The following is a 20,873-nucleotide window of genomic DNA, read 5'->3' as shown; positions in this document are numbered from 1 at the left end:
CGCCGCGGCAGGATATATCATTTCGCCATCAGTTGCGCGCGATGTTGGTCGGCGCCATGGCCAAGGCACGCTTGGCTTCGATGAAGGTCTTGCTCCAGTAGCGGTCACCGAGGCTGTCGATGCGCACGCCACCGCTGCGGCGGCTGCTGGAGTGGATGAACTGGTTGTCACCCAGGTAGATGCCGGCATGGCTGACGCGGCCGCGGCCATTGGTGCTGAAGAACAGCAAGTCACCTGGCTTGAGCTTGTTGCGTGCCACTTTCGGGGCATCGACGTTGATCATTTCACGCGTGGAGCGCGGCAGGGTCATGCCCGCCTCTTCGCGGAACAGGTAGCCGATGAAACCACTGCAATCGAAACCAGACTTCTCCGAGGTACCACCGAAGCGGTAGCGGGTGCCGATCAACGACATACCGCGCTCGAGAATGCTGTCCGCCAGCACTGGCAGCTGGTAAGGCTTGCTGTTGCTGGAGAAAGCCTCCAGATCATCTTCAGTGGCCAGCTCTTCCGGTTCGCCGAATACCGACGAGGACGAGGCCTTGGCCTTGATCACCGATTGTGCGGCGACCGGGGTGTGATCCTGAACCTGAGAAGCTGGGCCTTGGGCCGCGCAGCCAAACAGCAGGGTCACGAGTGCGAGTGGCACGAGGGGTGCGAAGCGCTTTAGCATGGGCACGACCGTGTCTGTAATCCTTTAGAGGGGGAAACTATGCCCTCTATCATGGCCATTTGCAAATTTTATCGAAAAAGATGTGACTTTTCTGTTTTGCCGCTCTGGCCCAGCGTTTTCAGGGGGTTACCAGCCGAGGGTTTCCTTGAGGAAAGGGATGGTGAGCTTGCGTTGTGCCTGGAGCGAGGCCTGGTCGAGGCGTTCGAGCAGGTCGAACAGCGCGCTCATGCTGCGCGCACCGCGGGTGAGGATGAAGTGGCCGACTTCGTCGGTAAGGTGCAGGCCGCGGCGCGAAGCACGCAATTGCAGGGCGCGCAGCTTGTCTTCGTCGGACAGGCCACGCATCTGGAACACCAGGGCCAGGGTCAGGCGCGACTTCAGGTCGGGGAGCTTGATCGGCAGCTCCCGTGGCGATGCCGAGGCGGCCAGCAGCAGGCGCCGGCCGCTGTCGCGCAGGCGGTTGAACAGGTGGAACATGGCCTCTTCCCAGTCTGCCTTGCCTGCAATCACATGCAGGTCGTCGATGCAGACCAGTTCGTACTGGGCCAGGTAGTCGAGCACCTCTACGCCACGGTCGAGCAATTGCGCCAACGGCAGGTAGACGGCGGGCTCACCACGTTGCTGGAAACGATGGGTGGCGGCCTGCAGCAGGTGGCTACGGCCAACACCCTGCTTGCCCCACAGGTAGATAAGGCTCTCGGTCCAGCCGGCGTCGGCTTCGCATAGCCGCTCGACGTAACCCAATGCCGCAGCATTGGCGCCCGGATAGTAGTTGATGAAGGTGGCGTCATCGCGCAGGCGCACACCCAGGGGCAACTGGATCGGTGGTTTCATGCTCGCGGGCGGTCAGCAGGACCGCAGGGGGCCTTTGGTGAACAATCTGCAAAGTCTATACCCGCAACGCGAGGCGCACAATCACGGCAATAGATAGCGCAAGCAAAATCAACAAGTTGCGCTGTCTTGCGGCTGAAATCGGTGCCTGTGGGAGCGGGCGTGCCCGCTCCCACAGGTTTAACATAAGCCTGTACGTTACAGCTCCGGGTCAATATCCCCGGCATACATGTCCGATTCTTTGTACAAGTCATGCATATGCCGCAGCAGCACCATGATCACCGCCGCCACCGGCAGGGCCAGGAGCACCCCGGTAAAGCCGAACAGCTCACCACCGGCGAGGATGGCAAAGATCACCGCAACCGGGTGCAGACCGATGCGATCGCCCACCAGCAGCGGGGTCAGCACCATGCCTTCCAGCGCCTGCCCGACCATGAATACCGCGACGATGCCCAGCATCGGGTACAGGTCGCCGCCAAACTGGAACAGGCCAGCCACCAGCGCGGCACCAATGCCAATGATGAAGCCCATGTACGGCACGATGGCCGCAAGGCCAGCGAGCATGCCGATCAGCAGGCCCAGTTCGAGCCCCACCAGCATGAGCCCGGCCGAATAGATGATACCCAAGGCCACCATCACCATGAGCTGCCCGCGCACGAATGCCCCGAGTACCTCATGGCATTCGCCAGCCAGGTTCATCACCTGCGGCTCACGCTGGCGCGGCAGCAGGCCGCGCAGCTTGGCCATCATCAGGTCCCAATCGCGCAGCAGATAGAAGCCCACCACAGGAATCAGCACCATGTTCGCCAACCAGGCCATCAACGCCAGGCTCGAGGCGGTGGCATGGGACAACAGCATGCCCACGATATCGGTGGTCTGCCCCATGTGCGAGCCGATGGCGGCTTTGATCTTGTCGAACTTCCAGAAGCCATCGGCCAGGCCCAGACGACCCTGCACCCATGGCAGCGCCACCTGTTCGAGCCAGTCGAGCATCTGCGGCGCCAGCTCGTACAGGCGCACCAGCTGCTTGGCCAGCATCGGCACCAGCACCAGCAGCAAGGCCATCAGTAACAAGGTGAACAGGCCGAACACCACCACCACGCCCCAGGTGCGCGACAGCCCCAGGCGCTCCAGGCGGTCAACCAGCGGGTCGGCCAGGTAGGCCAGCAGGATGCCGACCAGAAACGGTGTAAGAATATTGTGCAAGCTATAAAGCAGCACAGCGATCAGCAGGGCTGCACCCAGCCAGATCCATCGACGGACATCGATCAAGGTATGCTCCCTTTACCAGCGAAAATGCAGGCCGTCGAACGGCTTGGGCGCAGCCGAGGCCGGCGCGGGTTGCTCACCCGTTGCACTCGCGACCGGGGCTGGCGTGACGGGCGCTGCGGGCGCTTGCTCGACGGGTAGTTCCTGCAACTTGGCCAGGCCAAGCTGGGCACGCAATTGCTCGCGGTTGCCGGTCACGCCATAGGTCAGGGTGGTGCCTTCAACCATCTTCAGGCGCGGGCCGTAAGGCTCAAGTACGCGGCCAAGCTCGGCATAGCGCTGCAGGGTCATCCCCTGTACTTGCACCTGCATCTGGCTACTGGCGCCCGGGCGGGCGACATAACGCGGCGCCAGGCGGCTGCTTACCGCCAGCATCACCGCATCGGCCAAGGCTGCCGGGTCGGCCCCTTCGGCAGTACCTTGCTCACGCTGGTCGCCCAGCCACAGCTGCCACTTGCCCTGCCACTTGCCATCGGCTTCCTGGGCATGTACCGCCAGCAAGGCGTCGGCGCCATAGCGCTCGGAGGCCTCACGCAACGGTGCCGGGTCGCTGCCTTCGATCTGCTTGGCATTGGCCACCAGTTGCTCCTGCAGGTCGGCCAGCGGCAGGCGCAGCGGCAGGCCACGGTGCTGGGCGGCACGACGCAGAGGCTGGGCGCTGGCCTGGCCGTCACCGACCAGGCTGCTGCCGTCGACACTGTCATTCAGCCACCAGCCGAGAATCGAAGGCCGATTGCTGCCCCACAGCGCGAGGCCGGCCTTGCGCAGGGCACGCTCGGTACTGCCGGGGTCGAACTCCACCAGCACCGACTCGGGCGGGCCGGCTTCGCTGCCAACCTGGTTGATGATTTGCTGCGGGTCCTTGCGCAGCTCGGCCAGCGCCGGGCTCTGCGCGGCCTTGGCGTCGCCGGTGAGGCGCAGCACCAGCGTGTCGAGGGCTTTGGCGGTAGCTGCGGTACGGGCTTCAGGGCCCTGCCCGGTGACCGGCTCGCGTACCTGATAAAGGCCGGAGACGTTTTCAGCCTGAGCGGTGGCCGCTATCAGGGCCAGGCAACCGGCTGCCAGAATATTGAAAAAACGCATGGAGGATTCCTGTCCAGTCGAGCACGAAGCTCGCTACTTGCAGCTTATACACATGCAACCACATCAACCACCCTCGGCCCTTTTTCAACAATTTACCGCCCTGCCCGTCGGCCTGAGGATGGCCGCTGCCCGGCAACCCTGATAAAATCGCGCGCCTTCACAGACCACTGATGTTTCAGGCAGCCGCCGCTTACCCGTCGGTCTTGGCCGTCATGGTCGTTTTTAAGAATCCCTCCCTCCTAAAGGCCTGGATCAATGAGCAAGCAACCCTCCCTGAGCTACAAGGACGCCGGTGTAGACATCGACGCCGGCGAAGCACTGGTCGAACGCATCAAGGGCGTGGCAAAGCGCACTGCACGCCCTGAAGTCATGGGTGGCCTGGGCGGCTTCGGCGCCCTCTGCGAGATCCCGGCCGGCTACAAGCAGCCAGTGCTGGTCTCCGGCACCGACGGCGTTGGCACCAAGCTGCGCCTGGCGCTGAACCTGAACAAGCACGACAGCATCGGCCAGGACCTGGTCGCCATGTGCGTCAACGACCTGGTGGTGTGCGGCGCCGAGCCGCTGTTCTTCCTCGACTACTACGCCACCGGCAAACTGAACGTTGACGTAGCTGCCACCGTCGTCACCGGCATTGGCGCCGGTTGCGAACTGGCCGGTTGCTCGCTGGTTGGTGGTGAAACCGCCGAAATGCCTGGCATGTACGAAGGCGAAGACTACGACCTGGCCGGCTTCTGCGTCGGCGTGGTGGAAAAGGCCGAAATCATCGACGGCTCCAAGGTTGCCACTGGCGACGCGCTGATCGCCCTGCCGTCCTCGGGCCCGCACTCCAACGGCTACTCGCTGATCCGCAAGATCCTCGAAGTGTCCGCCACCGACATCGAGAACACCCAGCTGGACGGCCAGCCGCTGACCGACCTGCTGATGGCGCCTACCCGCATCTACGTCAAGCCGCTGTTGCAGCTGATCAAGAACACCGGTGCCGTGAAGGCCATGGCCCACATCACCGGTGGCGGCCTGCTGGACAACATCCCGCGCGTACTGCCGAAAAACGCCCAGGCCGTGGTTGACGTCGCCAGCTGGCAGCGCCCGGTGGTATTCGACTTCCTGCAGGAAAAAGGCAACGTCGACGAGCATGAAATGCACCGCGTGCTGAACTGCGGCGTCGGCATGGTCATCTGCGTAGCCCAGGATCAGGTCGAAGCTGCCCTGAACGAACTGCGCGCCGCCGGTGAGCAGCCATGGGTCATCGGCCACATCGCCGAAGCCGCCGAAGGCGCCGCCCAGGTCGAGCTGCAAAACCTCAAGGCACACTGATGCCGAGCAAGACCTGCAATGTAGTGGTGTTGCTGTCGGGTTCCGGCAGCAACCTGCAAGCCCTGATCGACAGCTGCCAAGGCCAGGACAGCCCGGTGCGCATCCGTGCGGTGGTTTCCAACCGCGCCGATGCCTACGGCCTGCAACGTGCGGCGGCGGCCGGCATCGACACCGTCGTGCTCGACCACACCCAGTTCGACGGCCGTGAAGCCTTCGATGCCGCACTGGTTGCGCGCATCGACGGTTATGCCCCGGACCTGGTGGTGCTGGCCGGTTTCATGCGTATCCTCAGTGGCGGCTTCGTACGCCACTATCAGGGCCGCCTGCTCAACATCCACCCGTCGCTGCTGCCCAGATACAAGGGCCTGCATACCCATCGCCGGGCGCTGGAGGCAGGCGACGCCGAGCATGGCTGCAGCGTACACTTCGTGACTGAGGAACTCGATGGCGGCCCACTGGTCGTACAGGCTGTAGTACCGGTGGCGTCTGACGACACCGTCGAAAGCCTGGCCCAGCGGGTACACCACCAGGAACACCTGATCTACCCGCTGGCGGTGCGCTGGTTCGCTGAAGGGCGCTTGCGCCTTGGCGAACAGGGTGCATTACTGGATGGCCAGCCGCTGGCGGCCAGCGGTCACTTGATTCGATCCTAGGAGAATTTATGCGTCGCGCCCTGCTCTTGGCTCTCGCCGTGCTTGCCCTGCCCCTCCAGGCAGCTGATCTCAAGCCTTTCTCGGCCAGCTACACCGCCGACTGGAAGCAGCTGCCCATGAGTGGCACCGCCGAGCGCAGCCTGGTCAAGAATGCCAACGGTACCTGGGACCTTAACTTCAAGGCTTCCATGATGATCGCCAGCCTGACCGAGCAAAGCACCCTGCGCCTGGAAAACGATACCCTGCTGCCGCAGAAGTACCACTTCGAGCGCGGCGGCCTGGGCAAAGCCAAGAAGGTCGATTTGAACTTCGACTGGACCGGCAAGAAGGTCACCGGCAGCGACCGTGGCGATGCAGTCAGCCTGCCGCTGAACCGCGGCGTGCTGGACAAGTCGTCCTACCAGCTGGCCCTGCAGCATGATGTAGCCGCCGGCAAGAAAAGCATGACCTACCAGGTCGTTGACGGTGACGAGATCGACACCTACGACTTCCGCGTGCTGGGCACTGAAAAGGTCGCCACCAAGACCGGCCAGGTTGATGCAGTGAAGGTCGAGCGTGTGCGCGACCCGAGCCAGAGCAAGCGCATCACCGAGCTGTGGTTCGCCAAGAACTGGGACTACCTGCTGGTGCAACTGCGCCAGGTCGAGACGGATGGCAAGGAGTACGTGATCGTGCTGCAGGATGGCACGGTCGATGGCAAGCCGGTGAAAGGCAACTGATCCAGCACCGCCTGCTGCCCCCGAAGCCCCGCCCAGTGCGGGGCTTTTTCATGCTCTCCAGGGCCGCTCTGCGGCCTTATCGCGACGCAAGGCCGCTCCTACGAAAAGCCAGGCCCGGAAGCCGTACATGAAACTTGTTTCATGGCTGTTTTATTTACTTAGCCTGCTAACAAACTCTATAAAGAGGGTGTGCGACACACTGTCGCAGCCAACTGAAGAAGTGGAGTTTACCGATGACAGTCCAAGTAACCGAACGCGACGAATCGAAAATGTCCCACGAAGGCCTGGCCGCTGGCGTGCGGATCTGGGATGTGCACCAACAAGGCCAACTGGTGGGCATGTTCCACAATGAACACGAAGCGCACCAGTACCGCGTAGAGCTGGAAGTCCTGGAAGGCCAGCGCACCTCGCAGTGAGCACTCTTCAAATGAAAAACCCCGCCAAAGCGGGGTTTTTCGTGTTTACCACATCAGGTCGTCCGGGATCTTGTAGGCCGCATACGGGTCGTCCTCGTCCGCTTCCTCGACATGGGTGTTGAGCAGCAGGATACGGCTGGGGTCGCGCTCCTGGATCTTCACCGCCGCCTCACGGGGAATGACCTCGTAGCCGCCGGCATGGGCCACCACCGCCAGTGCGCCGTTACTCAACCGGGTCCGCATCAGGGCGTTGACGGCAATGCGCTTGACCTTCTTGTCATCGACGAAGTTGTAGTAATCCTCGGTGTTCAGCTTGGGCAGGCGCGTGGCTTCGATCAACTGCTTGACCTGTGCGGCACGGGCTTTCTGCTCAGCCTTTTCCTGCTGCTGGCGGTTCAGTTCCTGGTCGCGCTTGACCTTTTCGGCCATGGCTTCCTTGGCGATGCGCTGTTGGCTGTCGTCGACTTCGACCTGGCCTTTGTGCTCCATGCGCTTCTGTTTCTTTTCAGCTTTGTTGGTCTGCGAGACCTGTTTCTGGTTGACCAGACCGGCTTTGAGCAATTGGTCGCGAAGGGAAAGGCTCATGAATGTTCACTCACTTATGCAACAGCTCAGCCGCAGCTGGGCAGGTTCTTTTCCTGACGTTTGGCTTCACCCCAAAGGGCGTCCAGTTCGTCAAGGTTACAATCTTCAATGGAGCGGCCACTGTCGCGCAATGCCTGCTCGATAAAACGGAAACGTCGCTCGAACTTGCGGTTGGCGCGGCGCAGGGCATTTTCAGGGTCTTGCTTAAGATGGCGAGCCAGGTTGACGACGGCAAACAGCAAGTCGCCGACCTCATCCTCGAGCGCATCGGCATCACCGTCGGCCATGGCCTGCAGTACTTCATCCAGCTCTTCGCGCACCTTGTCCAGCACCGGCAATGCTTCCGGCCAGTCGAAACCGACCGTGGCCGCACGTTTCTGCAGTTTGGCTGCCCGTGACAGGGCCGGCAAGGCCGACGGTACGTCGTCGAGCAGCGACAATTGTTCGGGCGTGCTTTTCTCGGCACGTTCCTGCGCCTTGATCTCTTCCCACCGTGACTTGACCTGGGCCTCGTTCAGGCTGGGGGTGTCCAGCGGCGCATAGAGCTCGCCAGTGGGGAATACATGCGGATGGCGGCGAATCAGCTTGCGGGTGATGCTGTCCACCACGCCATCGAACTCGAAACGCCCCTCTTCCCGGGCCAGCTGGCTGTAATAGACCACCTGGAACAGCAAGTCGCCCAGCTCACCCTGCAGGTGCTCGAAGTCGCCGCGCTCGATGGTGTCGGCGACCTCGTAGGCTTCCTCGATGGTGTGGGCAACGATACTCGCGTAGTTCTGCTTCAGGTCCCACGGGCAGCCGTACTGCGGGTCGCGCAGACGGGCCATGAGGTGCAGCAGGTCTTGGAGGGTGTAGGTCATCTAGGCAGGTCCTTCGGCGGTGGCTTCTTCGCGGGCTTGCCCGCTCCCACAGGATGGCTACAGGACCGAGCACCTGTAACGTACCTGTGGGAGCGGGTTTACCCGCGAAGCAGGCGCCCCGGTCTCAAGGGGTTCTATTACGCCGCGTCTCGATGATGTTCGGCAACTGCGAAATTCGTCCCAGCAGGCGCCCCAGCGCGTCCAGGCCCGGAATCTCGATGGTCAGCGACATCAGCGCCGTGTTGTCTTCCTTGTTCGAGCGGGTGTTCACCGCCAGCACGTTGATCTTCTCGTTCAGCAGCACCTGCGACACATCGCGCAGCAGCCCTGGGCGGTCGTAGGCGCGGATGACGATGTCGACCGGGTAGGTCTGCACCGGGATCGGCCCCCAGCTCACCTGGATCATGCGCTCCGGCTCCTTGCCCGCCAGTTGCAGCACCGAGGCGCAGTCCTGGCGGTGGATGCTCACGCCTCGGCCCTGGGTGATGTAACCGACAATGGCATCGCCCGGCAGTGGCTGGCAGCACCCGGCCATCTGCGTCAGCAGGTTGCCGACCCCCTGAATCTGGATGTCACCACGCTTGCCGGTACGCGGCCCGGTAGGTTTGCGTGGCACCAGCTCGATCTGCTCGATACGCTCGGGCTCCAGCAACTGCTGAGCGGCGTTGACCAGGTGGGCCAGGCGCAGGTCGCCCGCGCCGAGCGAGGCGAACATGTCCTCGGCGGTCTTGACGTTGGTCTTCTCGGCCAGCCGTTCGAAGTCCACCTGCGGCAAGCCCAGGCGGCTGAGCTCGCGCTCGAGCAAGGTCTTGCCGGCGGCGACGTTCTGGTCACGCGCCTGCAGTTTGAACCAGTGCACGATCTTGGCCCGCGCCCGCGAGGTGGTGACGTAGCCCAGGTTGGAGTTCAACCAGTCACGGCTGGGGTTGCCGTGCTTGCTGGTGATGATCTCCACCTGCTCACCGGTCTGCAGGCTGTAGTTCAGCGGCACGATACGGCCGTTGATCTTGGCCCCCCGGCAGTTGTGGCCGATCTCGGTGTGCACACGGTAGGCGAAGTCCAGCGGGGTCGCCCCTTTGGGCAGGTCGATGGCGTGGCCGTCAGGAGTGAACACGTAGACCCGGTCCGGCTCAATGTCGACCCGCAATTGCTCGACCAGGCCACCGATGTCGCCCAGCTCTTCGTGCCATTCCAGCACCTGGCGCAGCCAGGAGATCTTCTCTTCGTAATGGTTGGAGCTGGGCTTGACGTCGGTGCCCTTGTATCGCCAGTGGGCACAAACCCCCAGCTCGGCCTCTTCATGCATGCCGTGGGTGCGGATCTGCACTTCCAGCACCTTGCCCTCGGGGCCGATCACTGCGGTGTGCAGCGAGCGGTAGCCGTTTTCCTTGGGGTTGGCGATGTAGTCGTCGAACTCTTTGGGGATGTGCCGCCACAGCGTGTGCACGATACCCAGCGCGGTGTAGCAGTCGCGAATTTCCGGCACCAGCACGCGCACTGCACGCACGTCGTAGATCTGGCTGAATTCCAGGCCTTTGCGCTGCATCTTGCGCCAGATCGAATAGATATGTTTCGCCCGGCCGCTGATGTCGGCATTGACGCCCGTGGCCAGCAGCTCGTTCTGCAGCTGGTTCATCACGTCGCTGATGAAGCGTTCGCGGTCCAGCCGGCGCTCGTGCAGCAGTTTGGCGATCTGCTTGTACTGGTCGGGTTCGAGGTAGCGGAAGGACAGGTCTTCCAGCTCCCACTTGATGTGGCCGATACCCAGGCGGTGCGCCAGCGGCGCATAGATGTCGAATACCTCACGCGCGACACGCAGGCGTTTCTCGTCGTCGGCGGCCTTGACCGCACGGATCGCGCAGGTACGCTCGGCCAGCTTGATCAGTGCCACACGCACATCATCGACCATGGCCACAAGCATCTTGCGCAGGTTCTCGACCTGCGCCTGCGAGCCCAGCACCAGCGACTGCCGCGGGCTGAGGCTGGCGCTGATGGCGGCCATGCGCAACACGCCGTCGATCAGCTTGGACACCACCGGACCGAACCGCTGGCTGACCTCGGCCAGGGTCACCTTGCCCTCGCGTACCGAACGGTAGATGACCGCGGCCACCAGGGAATCCTGGTCCAGCTTGAGGTCAGCCAGGATTTCGGCAATTTCCAGGCCCGCCTGGAAGCTGGACGTACCGTCCGCCCAGGAATGCTTGGCCGGGTTGCCCTTTTTCTCGATCTCATGGGCAAACTCGCAGGCTTCTTTGAGCGCTGCGCGATCCAGTGCCGAATCGACGCTTACCACATGGTCCAACCATCCTTCGAGATTGATACTGCCGTCGGTGTTGACCGGCTGGTGCACTCTCACCTGTACCATCTTTGTTTTACCTTTCCATACAGCGCACCACGCGGGTGCGCTGGCGATCACCGTGTGGCTGCCATTCCATGGAAGCCACACCAAGGGGCCAGTCTGCTAGCCCGCTTCGAATAACGCCATGGCCTCGACATGCGCCGTTTGAGGAAACATGTCGAGAATCCCGGCCCTTTTTAACCGGTACCCCTGGCCGACCAGCACCTGCGCGTCTCGCGCCAGCGTGGCCGGGTTGCACGATACGTAAACCAGCCGTTTGGCCTGGAGGCGTGCGATGCCTTGCACCACCTCGAACGCACCGTCGCGCGGTGGATCCAAGAGTACCGCAGAAAAGCCCTCGGCGGCCCATCCGGTGCCTGCCAAAGGCTGCGATAAATCGGCCTGAAAAAACCGTGCGTTATGCACATTGTTGTTCCGGGCATTGGCCGCGGCCCGATCGACCATGGCCTGTACACCTTCGACTGCCACTACCTCGCGGGCCTTGCGGGCCAGCGGCAGGGCAAAGTTGCCCAGGCCGCAGAACAGGTCCAGCACCCGCTCGTCGGCCTGCGGTGCGAGCCAGGCCAGGGCCTGCTCGACCATCGCCGTGTTGACCTGGGCATTCACCTGCACGAAGTCACCTGGGCGCCAGGCCAGCTCAAGCTGCCACGGCGCCAGGGCAAAGCCCAGTTGCGCGGCAGGGTTCACCGGCGCCGGCTCATCTTCACCTTGCAGCCACAGCTGGGCATTGGCCTGGTCGCAGAACGCCTGCAGCTTTGCCAGGTCTTCTGCCGGCAGCGGCGCAACGTGGCGCACCAACACCGCCTCGGCGGTGCCACTGAACAGTTCCACGTGGCCCAGCGCCTGCGGTTTGCTCAACGAGCGCAGCACCGTCGGCAAGTGGCGCAGAATCGACTGCAAGGGCTGTACCAGCACTGCGCAATCGTCGATGGCAATGATGTCCTGGCTGGCTTCGGCACGGAAGCCCACCTCCAGCTGACGCGCCTTGACGTCCCAGCGCACGGCCACACGGGCCCTGCGCCGGTAGCCGAATTCCGGCCCGCTCAGGGGTGCGGCCCATTCCTCGGGTTGCACGCCGGCCACCCGCTGCAGTTGCTCGGCCAGGGTGCGCTGCTTGAGCGCCAGCTGCGCGTCATGCGGCAGATGCTGCAGGTTGCAGCCACCACAGCGCGCATAATGGCGGCACGGTGCCTCACGGCGCTCAGGGCTGGCCTGCAGCAGCCGCTCCAGGCGGGCCTCGACCACTTTGCCACGGGCGTTGAGCACCCGCGCCTCCACGGCCTCACCGGCCAGGGCACCACTGACGAACCAGGTGCGCCCGTCGAGGAAGGCGATGCCACGGCCGTCACCGGCCAGGCGCTCGATGTCCAGGCGCTGCTTCTTGCCCACGGGGACCTGGGGAGTGCGGTTGCCGCCGGCCGGCTGGAAGCGCAGGCCACTGTTGCTTTTTTTCTTGGACATTTAGCTCGGATCAAACAGGCCGGTGGACAGGTAACGGTCGCCGCGGTCGCAGATGATGGCGACCATCACGGCATTTTCCACTTCGCGGGAGAGGCGCAGCATGGCTGCAACCGCACCACCTGAGGACACGCCGCAAAAAATGCCCTCTTCACGGGCAAGGCGGCGGGTGGTGTCTTCGGCTTCCTGCTGCGACATGTCGACCACGCGGTCGACGCGCGTGGCGTCGAAGATTTTCGGCAGGTATTCCTCGGGCCAGCGGCGAATGCCCGGAATGGCCGAGCCTTCCATAGGTTGCAGCCCGATGATCTGTACCGCCGGGTTCTGCTCCTTGAGGTATTGCGAGCAGCCCATGATGGTGCCGGTGGTACCCATGGAGCTGACGAAATGGGTAATGTTGCCCTGGGTCTGCTGCCAGATCTCAGGGCCGGTGCTGTTGTAGTGGGCAATCGGATTGTCGCCGTTGGCGAACTGGTCGAGCACCAGGCCACGGCCTTCGGCCTGCAGCTTCTCGGCCAGGTCGCGGGCGCCTTCCATGCCCTCCTCCTTGGTCACCAGGATCAGCTCGGCGCCATAGGCGGTCATGGCGGCCTTGCGCTCGGCGGTGGAGTTGTCGGGCATGATCAGGATCATCTTGTAGCCCTTGATCGCCGCCGCCATTGCCAGGGCGATACCGGTGTTGCCGGACGTGGCTTCGATCAGGGTGTCGCCGGGCTTGATCTGGCCACGCAATTCGGCGCGGGTGATCATCGACAGCGCCGGGCGATCCTTCACCGAGCCGGCAGGATTGTTCCCTTCAAGCTTGAGCAGGAGGGTGTTGCTGGTTTCACCAGCAATGCGCTGCAGGCGAACCAGGGGCGTATTGCCGACGCAATCGGCGATGGTTGGGTACTGCAAGGTCATGGCGTATTTCACAATCCGGACGGCAGGGGCGCCTATCATACCGGCAAACCCTTCGCGGCCATATCACGCAATCTGTGGTGCATATAGCTACAAGCTATATCGATGGTCTGCATCGCCCTCTTCGCGGGCACGCCCGCTCCCACAGGTACTCCACTGGCCTCAAGAGTAGTGGTGACCCTGTGGGAGCGGGTTTACCCGCGAAGGGGCCGCCACATGTAACGGCAATCGCATCCACAGCCGCAGCCCATGCTTGCCATTCTGCGCCCACAAGGTGCCGCCCTGGCGCTGGATGGCACTGCGGGCGATGCTCAAGCCCAGGCCAAAACCACCATCCCCCGGCCGAGAACCGTCCAGCCGCGAGAAGGGCGCGAAGATCCGCTCCAGGTCCTCTTCAGCCACACCGCCACCCTCGTCCTCCAGCCACAGCCACCAATAACTGCCTTCGCGTTGCCCACCCAGGCGCACCACACCCTCGGGCGGCGAGTGACGAATGGCATTGCGCAAGATGTTTTCCAGCGCCTGGGCCAGATGATTGAGGTTGCCCTGCACCCAGCAGTCGGCCGGTACTTCGCAGCGCAGGCGCTCGGGCGACCAGCCACTCTCGTAGCTGGCATTTTCGGCCAGCAGTTCCCAAAGCGCGTGGACTTCGATGGGTTCCAGGTTCATCGGCGCACGCTCGGCGTCCTGCCAGGCCAGCTGCAGGGTGTCCTCCACCAACTGCTGCATGCAGTCCACTTCACGGGTCAGGCGTTCGCGCAGGCGCGTCAGGTCGGTTTCGCCGTCACAGGCCACCCGTAACCGGCTCAATGGCGTGCGCATTTCGTGCGACAGGTCGCGCAGCAACTGCTGCTGCATGGCCACCGTGCCCTGCAGCCGCTCGGCCATCTGGTCGAAAGCGCGGGCCAGCTCGCCCAGTTCGTCATGCCGGGCAATGGTGCGCGAGTCGAGGCGCGCCGATAGCTGATCGGCGCGCCAGGCATTGGCCTGCTCACGCAGCTGGTTCAGCGGCACGATCAACATACGGTACAGGCCCACGCACAACAGCAAGGTGAACAGGCCAGGGATGATGCCGTTGGTGACGATGCGCCACAGCAACCGGTACTGGTCCGGGTTGAACCGCTGCGGCAGTTCGATCACCAGCATGCCCTGCTCCGGTGCCCCCGGGAACGGTATGCGTACCCACGGCTGGTCGACGCTGCGCCGGCTCATCGGCCAGTCGACACCGCGCAGACGCGTCAGTCGCTGCATGATCTGCGGATCGAGAGTAGCGCTGTCGAGCGGTCGCAGGTTGATATCGAGCACGCCAACCCAGCCCCGTTCGCGCTGGTGCATCGCCGTCACCCACTTGTCCAGCCCTTCCCGCCCACCACTGCGCCACGCCTGCTCAGCCTCACTGGCGTAGCCTCGCAGCGTCTGCCGCGCCGGTTCCGAGAGGAAGGCATTCTGGATTTCCATGTGCCGGCCCCACGTGTAACTGAGGCCGATCATCAGCAGGCAAAAGCCCACCAGCAGGATGGCCAGCTTCCAGAACAGCGAATGGCGGTCAAGCATGGCTCACTCTGCCTCGCCGGTGCTGAGTACGTACCCCTTGCCCCACACGGTACGGATCTGCCGCTCGTGATAGTCGATGCCCTTGAGCTTGCGGCGGATCTGGCTGACGTGCATGTCCAGGCTGCGGTCGTGCCGCGAATAGCCGCGCTGCAACACCTGCTGGTAAAGGAACGGCTTGCTCAGCACATCATCGAAGTTGCGGTTGAGGATGTCGAACAACCGGTACTCGCTGGGGGTCAGGCCTGCCAGGCGGCCATTCAGGCGTACATCGCACAGCCCCTCGTCGAACTGCAGCTCGCCGCAGGCAGCCTGCTCCTGCGGGGCTTGATGACGGCGTTCGAGGGCCACGCGGCGCAGGATTGCCTCGATGCGCACCTGCAGCTCGGCCATGCTGAAGGGCTTGGGCAGGTAATCGTCGGCCCCGCGCTGGAAGCCACTGATGCGGTCGGCCTCGGCCCCCAGCGCCGACATCAGGATCACCGGCGTAGCGCTGCGCTTGCGCAGCTGCGCCAGGGCGTCCAGGCCGTTCAGCCCGGGCAGCAGAATATCCATGAGCACCACATCGAAAATCTCGCGACCAGCCGTTTCCAGGCCTTCCAGCCCATTACGGCACCAGGTGACCTGGAAGCCGCCACGTTGCAGCTCTTCGTGCAGGTAGGCACCCAGGACCGGGTCATCCTCGATGGCGAGGATATTGGAGTTGTAAATAGCTACAGGATTCATTGGCAACTGCCATGCATTCTCAATTGCGCAATTATTGAGTATCCACTACCGGTCAGGCAACCGCCCTGCGACCAATGCCCCGGCAACAACGCAAAACAGCGACTAAAGAGGTGCAATAGCGCTGCAGGCGGAGTAACTTCCCGGCTTGGCCGTCATCGCTTGACGGCTTCCAGGCACATCACAGGAGGCGAGTGTGCTCGATCGCTTGGGAATCCGCAGCCGGGTTCTGCTACTAGCCCTGCTGCCTGCCGGCCTGATGGCCCTGGTGCTGGGCAGTTACTTCACCTGGCTGCAACAGAACGACCTGCGCACCCAGCTGCTGCAACGCGGCAAGATGATCGCCGAGCAACTGGCGCCATTGGCTGCGCCCGCCATGGCCCGGCTTGCGCCCGCACAGCTGGAGCGCATTGCCGCGCAAACCCTGGAGCAGGCCGACGTTCGCGCCGTTGCCTTCCTGGCCCCGGACCGCACGCGCCTGGCACACGCCGGCCCGAGCATGCTCAACCAGCCTCCCAGCGGCGGTACCGGCACGCAATTGCTGCAGCGCAGCGGCAATGACGCCACCCGCTATTTGATGCCCGTATTCGGCCACCACCGCGATCTCGCCACCGATGCCGTGCCGGCCGAAGCCGAGCGCCTGCTAGGCTGGGTCGAGATCGAGCTGTCGCACGACGGCACCCTGCTGCGCGGTTACCGCAACCTGTTCACAAGCCTGCTTCTGATCCTCGCCTGCCTGGTGCTCAGCGGCCTGCTGGCGCTGCGCATGAGCCGCACCATCAACGACCCCATCGAACGCATCAAGCACGCGGTCAACCAACTCAAGGACGGTCACCTCGAAGAACGCCTGCCAACCATGGGCAGCCATGAGCTGGACGAGCTCGCCCGCGGCATCAACCGCATGGCCGAAACCCTGCAGAACGCCCACGAAGAACTGCAGCACAGCATCGACCAGGCCACCGAAGACGTGCGCCAGAACCTGGAAACCATCGAAATCCAGAACATCGAGCTGGACATGGCGCGCAAGGAGGCCCTTGAGGCCAGCCGCATCAAATCGGAATTCCTGGCCAACATGAGCCACGAGATCCGCACCCCGCTCAACGGCATCCTCGGCTTTACCCATCTGCTGCAGAAAAGCGAGCTGACGCCACGCCAGCTGGACTACCTGAACACCATCGAGAAGTCCGCCGACAACCTGCTGGGGATCATCAACGAGATCCTCGACTTCTCCAAGATCGAGGCCGGCAAGCTGGTACTCGACAGCATTCCGTTCAACCTGCGCGACCTGATCCAGGACACCCTGACCATCCTCGCCCCGGCCGCCCACGCCAAGCAGCTGGAATTGCTCAGCCTGATCTACCGCGACACCCCTGCTTCGCTGATCGGCGACCCGCTGCGGCTCAAGCAGATCCTCACCAACCTGGTCAGCAACGCCATCAAGTTCACCCGCGAAGGCACCATCGTCGTGCGCGCCATGCTCGAAGACGAGCACGAAGACAGCGCGCAGCTGCGCATCAGCGTGCAGGACACCGGTATCGGCCTGTCGCCGCAGGAGGTGCGCACGCTGTTCCAGGCCTTCAGCCAGGCCGACAACTCGCTGGCCCGCCAACCCGGCGGCACAGGGCTGGGACTGGTGATATCCAAGCGCCTGATCGAGCAGATGGGCGGCGAAATCGGCGTCGACAGCACCCCGGGCGAGGGCTCGCAGTTCTGGATCAGCCTTAACCTGCCCAAAGCCCACGACGACCTCGAGGAGCAGCCGATGCAGCCGCTGCTGGGCCGTCGCGCAGCCATCGTCGATGGCCACGAGCTGGCACGCCAGGCGCTGGAGCACCAACTGGAAGACTGCGGCCTCAGCGTTAGCCTGTTTGCTTCCTACGACCAGTTGCTGCAGGCGGTTCAGGCTGCCAGCCAGGCCGGCCTGCCGTTCGAGTTCGCCGTGCTCGGGGCCAACCTGGGCAACCTTTCGCCCGAGCAACTGGGCCACTACTACCAGCAACTCGAACGTTACCACTGCCAGTGCGTGGTGCTGTGCCCGACCACCGAGCAGGCGCTGTACCACCCGTACCTGCCCAACGGCCATGGCCAGTTGCTGTCAAAGCCCACCTGCACCCGCAAACTGCGCCGCCTGCTGATGGAACTGGTGCAACCGCGCCGCCCGCAGAGCGAGGCACAGAGCCTCAACGGCCAGCGCCAGCCGAAGGTCCTCTGCGTCGACGACAATGCCGCCAACCTGCTGCTGGTGCAGACCCTGCTCGAAGACCTGGGCGCCGAGGTGCTGGCCGTCGACAACGGCTATGCAGCGGTACAGGCCGTGCAGGATGAACCGTTCGACCTGGTGCTGATGGACGTGCAGATGCCCGGCATGGACGGCCGTGTCTGCACCGAGCAGATCCGCCTCTGGGAAAACACCCAAAGTGGCAACCCGTTGCCGATCGTCGCCCTTACCGCCCATGCCATGGCCAACGAAAAACGCGCATTGCTGCACGCCGGCATGGACGACTACCTGACCAAGCCGATCAGCGAGCGGCAACTGGCCCAGGTGGTGATGAAGTGGACCGGCATGAGCCTGGGCGTGCCGCAACAGGCGCAGGCCGAGCAAGCGACCAGCAGTGATGACCTGAAGGTGCTCGACCCCGAAGAAGGCCTGCGCCTGGCGGCGGGCAAGGCGGACCTGGCGGCCGACATGCTGAGCATGCTGCTGTCGTCGCTGGACGCGGACCGCGATGCCATACGCGCTGCTCGCGAGGCGGACGACCGCGACCGCCTGATAGAACAGGTACACCGCCTGAACGGTGCCTCGCGTTATTGCGGGGTGCCACAGCTGCGCGCCGCTTGCCAGCGCAGCGAGACCTTGCTCAAGCAGGAACACCCACAGGCGCAGCAAGCGCTGGATGAGCTGGACGGCGCGATCAGCCGGCTGGCGGCGCAGGCCAGGTTGAGTGCCTGAACGGCTAGATTCGGCGCTCGATCTCACGGGCAGCGGCCAACACAAGACATGTACCACAAAGGAAACCTTCACCATGCGCGTCCTGTTGTTCAGCAGCCAACATTACGACCAGGAAAGTTTCACCCAGGCCGCCAATGGCAGCGCGCTGGAGCTGCATTTCCAGCCCACCCGCCTGACCCTCGACACCGCCGCCCTGGCCAGTGGCTACGAAGCCGTTTGTGCCTTCATCAATGACGAACTCGACGCCCCGGTGCTCCAGCGCCTGGCCGAAGGCGGCACACGCCTGATCGCCCTGCGTTCGGCCGGCTACAACCACGTCGACCTGGCCGCTGCCAAGCGCCTGGGCCTTGCCGTGGTACGCGTGCCGGCCTACTCGCCACACGCCGTGGCCGAACACGCCGTGGCACTGATCCTGGCCCTCAACCGGCGCCTGCACCGGGCCTACAACCGCACCCGCGAAGGCGACTTCACCCTGCACGGGCTGACCGGTTTCGACCTGCATGGCAAAACCGTCGGCGTGGTCGGCACCGGCCAGATCGGCGTTGCCTTCGCCCGCATCATGGCCGGCTTCGGCTGCCAACTGCTGGCCTACGACCCTTACCCCAACCCGGAGCTGCTGGCCCTCGGCGCGCGCTACCTGACGTTGCCTGAGCTGCTGCGCGAAGCCCGTATCATCAGCCTGCACTGCCCGCTGACCGAGCACACCCGGCACCTGATCAATGCACAAAGCCTGGCCCAACTGCAGCACGGCGCCATGCTGATCAACACTGGCCGTGGCGCACTGGTCGACACCCCGGCACTGATCGACGCGCTGAAAAGCGGCCAGCTTGGCTACCTGGGCCTGGACGTCTACGAAGAAGAAGCCCAGCTGTTCTTCGAGGACCGCTCCGACCTGCCGCTGCAAGACGATGTGCTGGCCCGCCTGCTGACTTTCCCCAACGTGATCATCACTGCCCACCAGGCCTTCCTTACCCGCGAGGCGCTGGACGCCATTGCCGCGACCACGCTCGACAACATCAACTGCTGGGCGGCGGGCAATCCACAGAATCTGGTAATGGGTTAGTGCTAGGATACGCGGCATTTCTGGAGGACCCATGGTCGAGCACGATTTCCGCTACACCCTTTTCAACCCGCAACACACCCTGATCGAGTGCCGTGCACTGGTGCCGGGCCGCTATCAAGTCACCGGCAACGGTGGTTCGATGCATAAAGGCGACACCCTGCTGGTGACCCTCAAGGGCAGCAAGGATTTGTCCATGCGATTGACCGTGGACAGCGTGCGCCACCTGATCAACCCGCGCGGCCAGTGGGTCGCCGTGGCCAGCGGACCGGTGTTCAACGAACTGGAAATTCTCACCTGGCAGGTCGAGTGCGACAGCTGCGACGCCGTGCTGGATTTTGAATTTGCCGTGGACGCCAAGCTGGGCAAGAAAGCCCGTCAGCCCGCCGCCAGCGCACGCATTGCCGAACTGGGTTGGGCCAGCCGTGGCGAAAAACACCTGTGCCCGCGTTGCCAGGAGAGCGCCGAGTGAAGAATCTGCTGACCGGCGTGCTGATTGCAACCGGCCTGCTCGGCTGCGCCGCAGAACCTTCAAAGCTGCAGCAGGAGCGCAGCTACGTGCTGGAGTGGATTGGCGAGCGCCCGCTGATCGACTACAGCCACCTGACCCTGACCTTGGCCAGCGACGGCCGCGCCTACGGCAATGGCGGCTGCAACCACTGGTTTGCGCCGTATACGCTGGAGGGTGAGCGCCTGAGCTTCGGCAAGGTCGGCAAGACCCGCAAGCTGTGCGCACCGGCGTTGATGGAGCAGGAAAAGCGCTTTTTGCAGGCGCTGGAAACGGTAGAGCGCTGGGATGTGTCGCCGGTGGAGCAGATGCGCTTCTGGCCGGCCGAAGGCAAGCCGCTGCGGTTCTGGCCAGAGGAAGGCTGACATCATGGGGGCTGCTTTGCAGCCCTTCGCGGCACAAGGCCGCTCCTACAAGGGCGCGCGATTCCCTGTAGGAGCGGCCTTGTGCCGCGATGGGCCGCTAAAGCGGCCCCAACTGCATCAGGCGCCTTTCAGGGCCTTGATCCTGGCCTGCAGCCCTTCCAGGGTCTGCTCGCCCAGCAGCTGTTCGCGCACCTTGCCCTTGTCATCGATGATGTAGGTCACCGGCAGCGCCTCGCTACGCGGCAAGTCATAGCGCTCGGCCGGGTCCTGGGCCAGCACGGTAAAACCGATGCCCAGGGTTTCAGAGGCCTGTTTCAGGTCCTGCCCCTGCAAGCCATCGAAGTTCACCCCCACCACCTTGATGCCATCGGCCGCCCACTGCTTGGCCGCCGTGTTCAGCTCCGGGATTTCGGTACGGCACGGCCCGCACCATTCGGCCCAATAGTTGAGCACCACCCAGTGCCCTTCTATCTGTTCGGCCTTAACCGTATTACCGTGCTGGTCCACGCCATAATCGGCACCGCAACCACCGAGCAACAGGCTCGCGGTGATGGCCAGTACTGCTGCCAGACGCCTTGCCATGGGTCAATCCTTCTCGA

General features: G+C 63.6%; 20 protein-coding genes. 8 read left to right on the top strand and 12 right to left on the bottom strand.

Annotated elements, in window-relative coordinates; translation table 11 throughout:
• Positions 1–28: 28 nt before the first annotated feature.
• From MRBLPB4O_RS06085 to MRBLPB4O_RS06070, 4 genes are all read right to left on the bottom strand, one after another.
• Entirely contained in the window at positions 29–670 is a 642-nt protein-coding gene (locus MRBLPB4O_RS06085) for an NlpC/P60 family protein (protein WP_041167847.1), read from the bottom strand.
• Positions 671–796: 126 nt separating this feature from the next.
• Entirely contained in the window at positions 797–1,504 is a 708-nt protein-coding gene (gene hda / locus MRBLPB4O_RS06080) for a DnaA regulatory inactivator Hda (RefSeq protein WP_016485270.1), read from the bottom strand.
• A gap of 195 nt (positions 1,505–1,699) precedes the next feature.
• Positions 1,700–2,773: an AI-2E family transporter gene (locus tag MRBLPB4O_RS06075; protein ID WP_341797794.1), complete on the bottom strand. Its 1,074-nt coding sequence runs from the start codon at positions 2,771–2,773 to the stop codon at positions 1,700–1,702.
• A gap of 12 nt (positions 2,774–2,785) precedes the next feature.
• On the bottom strand, positions 2,786–3,853 hold the full coding sequence (locus MRBLPB4O_RS06070) for a DUF2066 domain-containing protein (RefSeq protein ID WP_341797793.1): 1,068 nt from the start codon (positions 3,851–3,853) through the stop codon (positions 2,786–2,788).
• 255 nt (positions 3,854–4,108) lie between these two features.
• Here MRBLPB4O_RS06070 and purM point away from each other — a divergent pair, with 255 nt between their 5' ends.
• The 4 genes from purM to MRBLPB4O_RS06050 all read left to right on the top strand — a co-directional run bounded on the left by purM (position 4,109) and on the right by MRBLPB4O_RS06050 (position 6,955).
• Complete coding sequence (gene purM, locus MRBLPB4O_RS06065; protein WP_043204324.1) at positions 4,109–5,167, top strand: phosphoribosylformylglycinamidine cyclo-ligase; 1,059 nt, start codon at positions 4,109–4,111, stop codon at positions 5,165–5,167.
• Positions 5,167–5,820, top strand: a complete 654-nt coding sequence (purN, locus tag MRBLPB4O_RS06060) for a phosphoribosylglycinamide formyltransferase (RefSeq protein WP_341797792.1) — start codon at positions 5,167–5,169, stop codon at positions 5,818–5,820. The genes purM and purN overlap by 1 nt, the downstream gene beginning before the upstream one ends.
• Positions 5,821–5,828: 8 nt before the next feature.
• Complete coding sequence (locus tag MRBLPB4O_RS06055; protein WP_016501109.1) at positions 5,829–6,539, top strand: DUF3108 domain-containing protein; 711 nt, start codon at positions 5,829–5,831, stop codon at positions 6,537–6,539.
• A 233-nt stretch (positions 6,540–6,772) separates the two neighbouring features.
• The gene (locus MRBLPB4O_RS06050; protein WP_341797791.1) at positions 6,773–6,955 is read left to right on the top strand and encodes a hypothetical protein; all 183 of its coding nucleotides are present in this window, start codon (positions 6,773–6,775) and stop codon (positions 6,953–6,955) included.
• 45 nt (positions 6,956–7,000) lie between these two features.
• Here MRBLPB4O_RS06050 and MRBLPB4O_RS06045 read toward each other — a convergent pair whose 3' ends face one another.
• From MRBLPB4O_RS06045 to MRBLPB4O_RS06015, 7 genes are all read right to left on the bottom strand, one after another.
• Positions 7,001–7,540: a DUF2058 domain-containing protein gene (locus tag MRBLPB4O_RS06045; RefSeq protein ID WP_086974697.1), complete on the bottom strand. Its 540-nt coding sequence runs from the start codon at positions 7,538–7,540 to the stop codon at positions 7,001–7,003.
• Between the two features lie 26 nt (positions 7,541–7,566).
• Positions 7,567–8,400, bottom strand: coding sequence for a nucleoside triphosphate pyrophosphohydrolase (gene mazG / locus MRBLPB4O_RS06040; RefSeq protein ID WP_341797790.1), 834 nt, complete (start codon positions 8,398–8,400; stop codon positions 7,567–7,569).
• Between the two features lie 124 nt (positions 8,401–8,524).
• On the bottom strand, positions 8,525–10,765 hold the full coding sequence (gene relA / locus MRBLPB4O_RS06035) for a GTP diphosphokinase (protein ID WP_019473071.1): 2,241 nt from the start codon (positions 10,763–10,765) through the stop codon (positions 8,525–8,527).
• A 96-nt stretch (positions 10,766–10,861) separates the two neighbouring features.
• Positions 10,862–12,220: a 23S rRNA (uracil(1939)-C(5))-methyltransferase RlmD gene (rlmD, locus tag MRBLPB4O_RS06030; RefSeq protein WP_341797789.1), complete on the bottom strand. Its 1,359-nt coding sequence runs from the start codon at positions 12,218–12,220 to the stop codon at positions 10,862–10,864.
• Positions 12,221–13,120: a cysteine synthase CysM gene (cysM, locus tag MRBLPB4O_RS06025; RefSeq protein WP_041167848.1), complete on the bottom strand. Its 900-nt coding sequence runs from the start codon at positions 13,118–13,120 to the stop codon at positions 12,221–12,223.
• A gap of 159 nt (positions 13,121–13,279) precedes the next feature.
• A complete protein-coding gene (locus MRBLPB4O_RS06020) occupies positions 13,280–14,671 on the bottom strand; it encodes a sensor histidine kinase (RefSeq protein WP_341797788.1) in 1,392 nt (463 codons plus the stop codon).
• 3 nt (positions 14,672–14,674) lie between these two features.
• Positions 14,675–15,394 (bottom strand): response regulator transcription factor, encoded by a 720-nt coding sequence (locus MRBLPB4O_RS06015; protein ID WP_341797787.1) that lies wholly within the window; start codon positions 15,392–15,394, stop codon positions 14,675–14,677.
• A 193-nt stretch (positions 15,395–15,587) separates the two neighbouring features.
• Between MRBLPB4O_RS06015 and MRBLPB4O_RS06010 the strand changes: the two genes are divergently transcribed.
• The 4 genes from MRBLPB4O_RS06010 (at position 15,588) to MRBLPB4O_RS05995 (ending at position 20,274) form a co-directional block, all read left to right on the top strand.
• The gene (locus tag MRBLPB4O_RS06010; RefSeq protein WP_341797786.1) at positions 15,588–18,341 is read left to right on the top strand and encodes a response regulator; all 2,754 of its coding nucleotides are present in this window, start codon (positions 15,588–15,590) and stop codon (positions 18,339–18,341) included.
• Between the two features lie 73 nt (positions 18,342–18,414).
• Complete coding sequence (locus MRBLPB4O_RS06005; RefSeq protein ID WP_341797785.1) at positions 18,415–19,404, top strand: 2-hydroxyacid dehydrogenase; 990 nt, start codon at positions 18,415–18,417, stop codon at positions 19,402–19,404.
• 31 nt (positions 19,405–19,435) lie between these two features.
• Positions 19,436–19,873: a hypothetical protein gene (locus MRBLPB4O_RS06000; protein WP_016501120.1), complete on the top strand. Its 438-nt coding sequence runs from the start codon at positions 19,436–19,438 to the stop codon at positions 19,871–19,873.
• The gene (locus MRBLPB4O_RS05995; RefSeq protein WP_041167849.1) at positions 19,870–20,274 is read left to right on the top strand and encodes an META domain-containing protein; all 405 of its coding nucleotides are present in this window, start codon (positions 19,870–19,872) and stop codon (positions 20,272–20,274) included. The genes MRBLPB4O_RS06000 and MRBLPB4O_RS05995 overlap by 4 nt, the downstream gene beginning before the upstream one ends.
• A 117-nt stretch (positions 20,275–20,391) precedes the next feature.
• Here the strand turns inward: MRBLPB4O_RS05995 and MRBLPB4O_RS05990 are convergent, their stop codons facing one another.
• Complete coding sequence (locus MRBLPB4O_RS05990; protein ID WP_341797784.1) at positions 20,392–20,856, bottom strand: TlpA disulfide reductase family protein; 465 nt, start codon at positions 20,854–20,856, stop codon at positions 20,392–20,394.
• Positions 20,857–20,873 lie beyond the last annotated feature (17 nt).

The organism is Pseudomonas sp. LPB4.O, assembly GCF_038383825.1.
GTDB classification, from domain to species: Bacteria; Pseudomonadota; Gammaproteobacteria; order Pseudomonadales; family Pseudomonadaceae; genus Aquipseudomonas; species Aquipseudomonas putida.
Note: the sequence above shows the minus strand (reverse complement) of the source record. Positions and strands in the feature narration are given on the sequence as shown.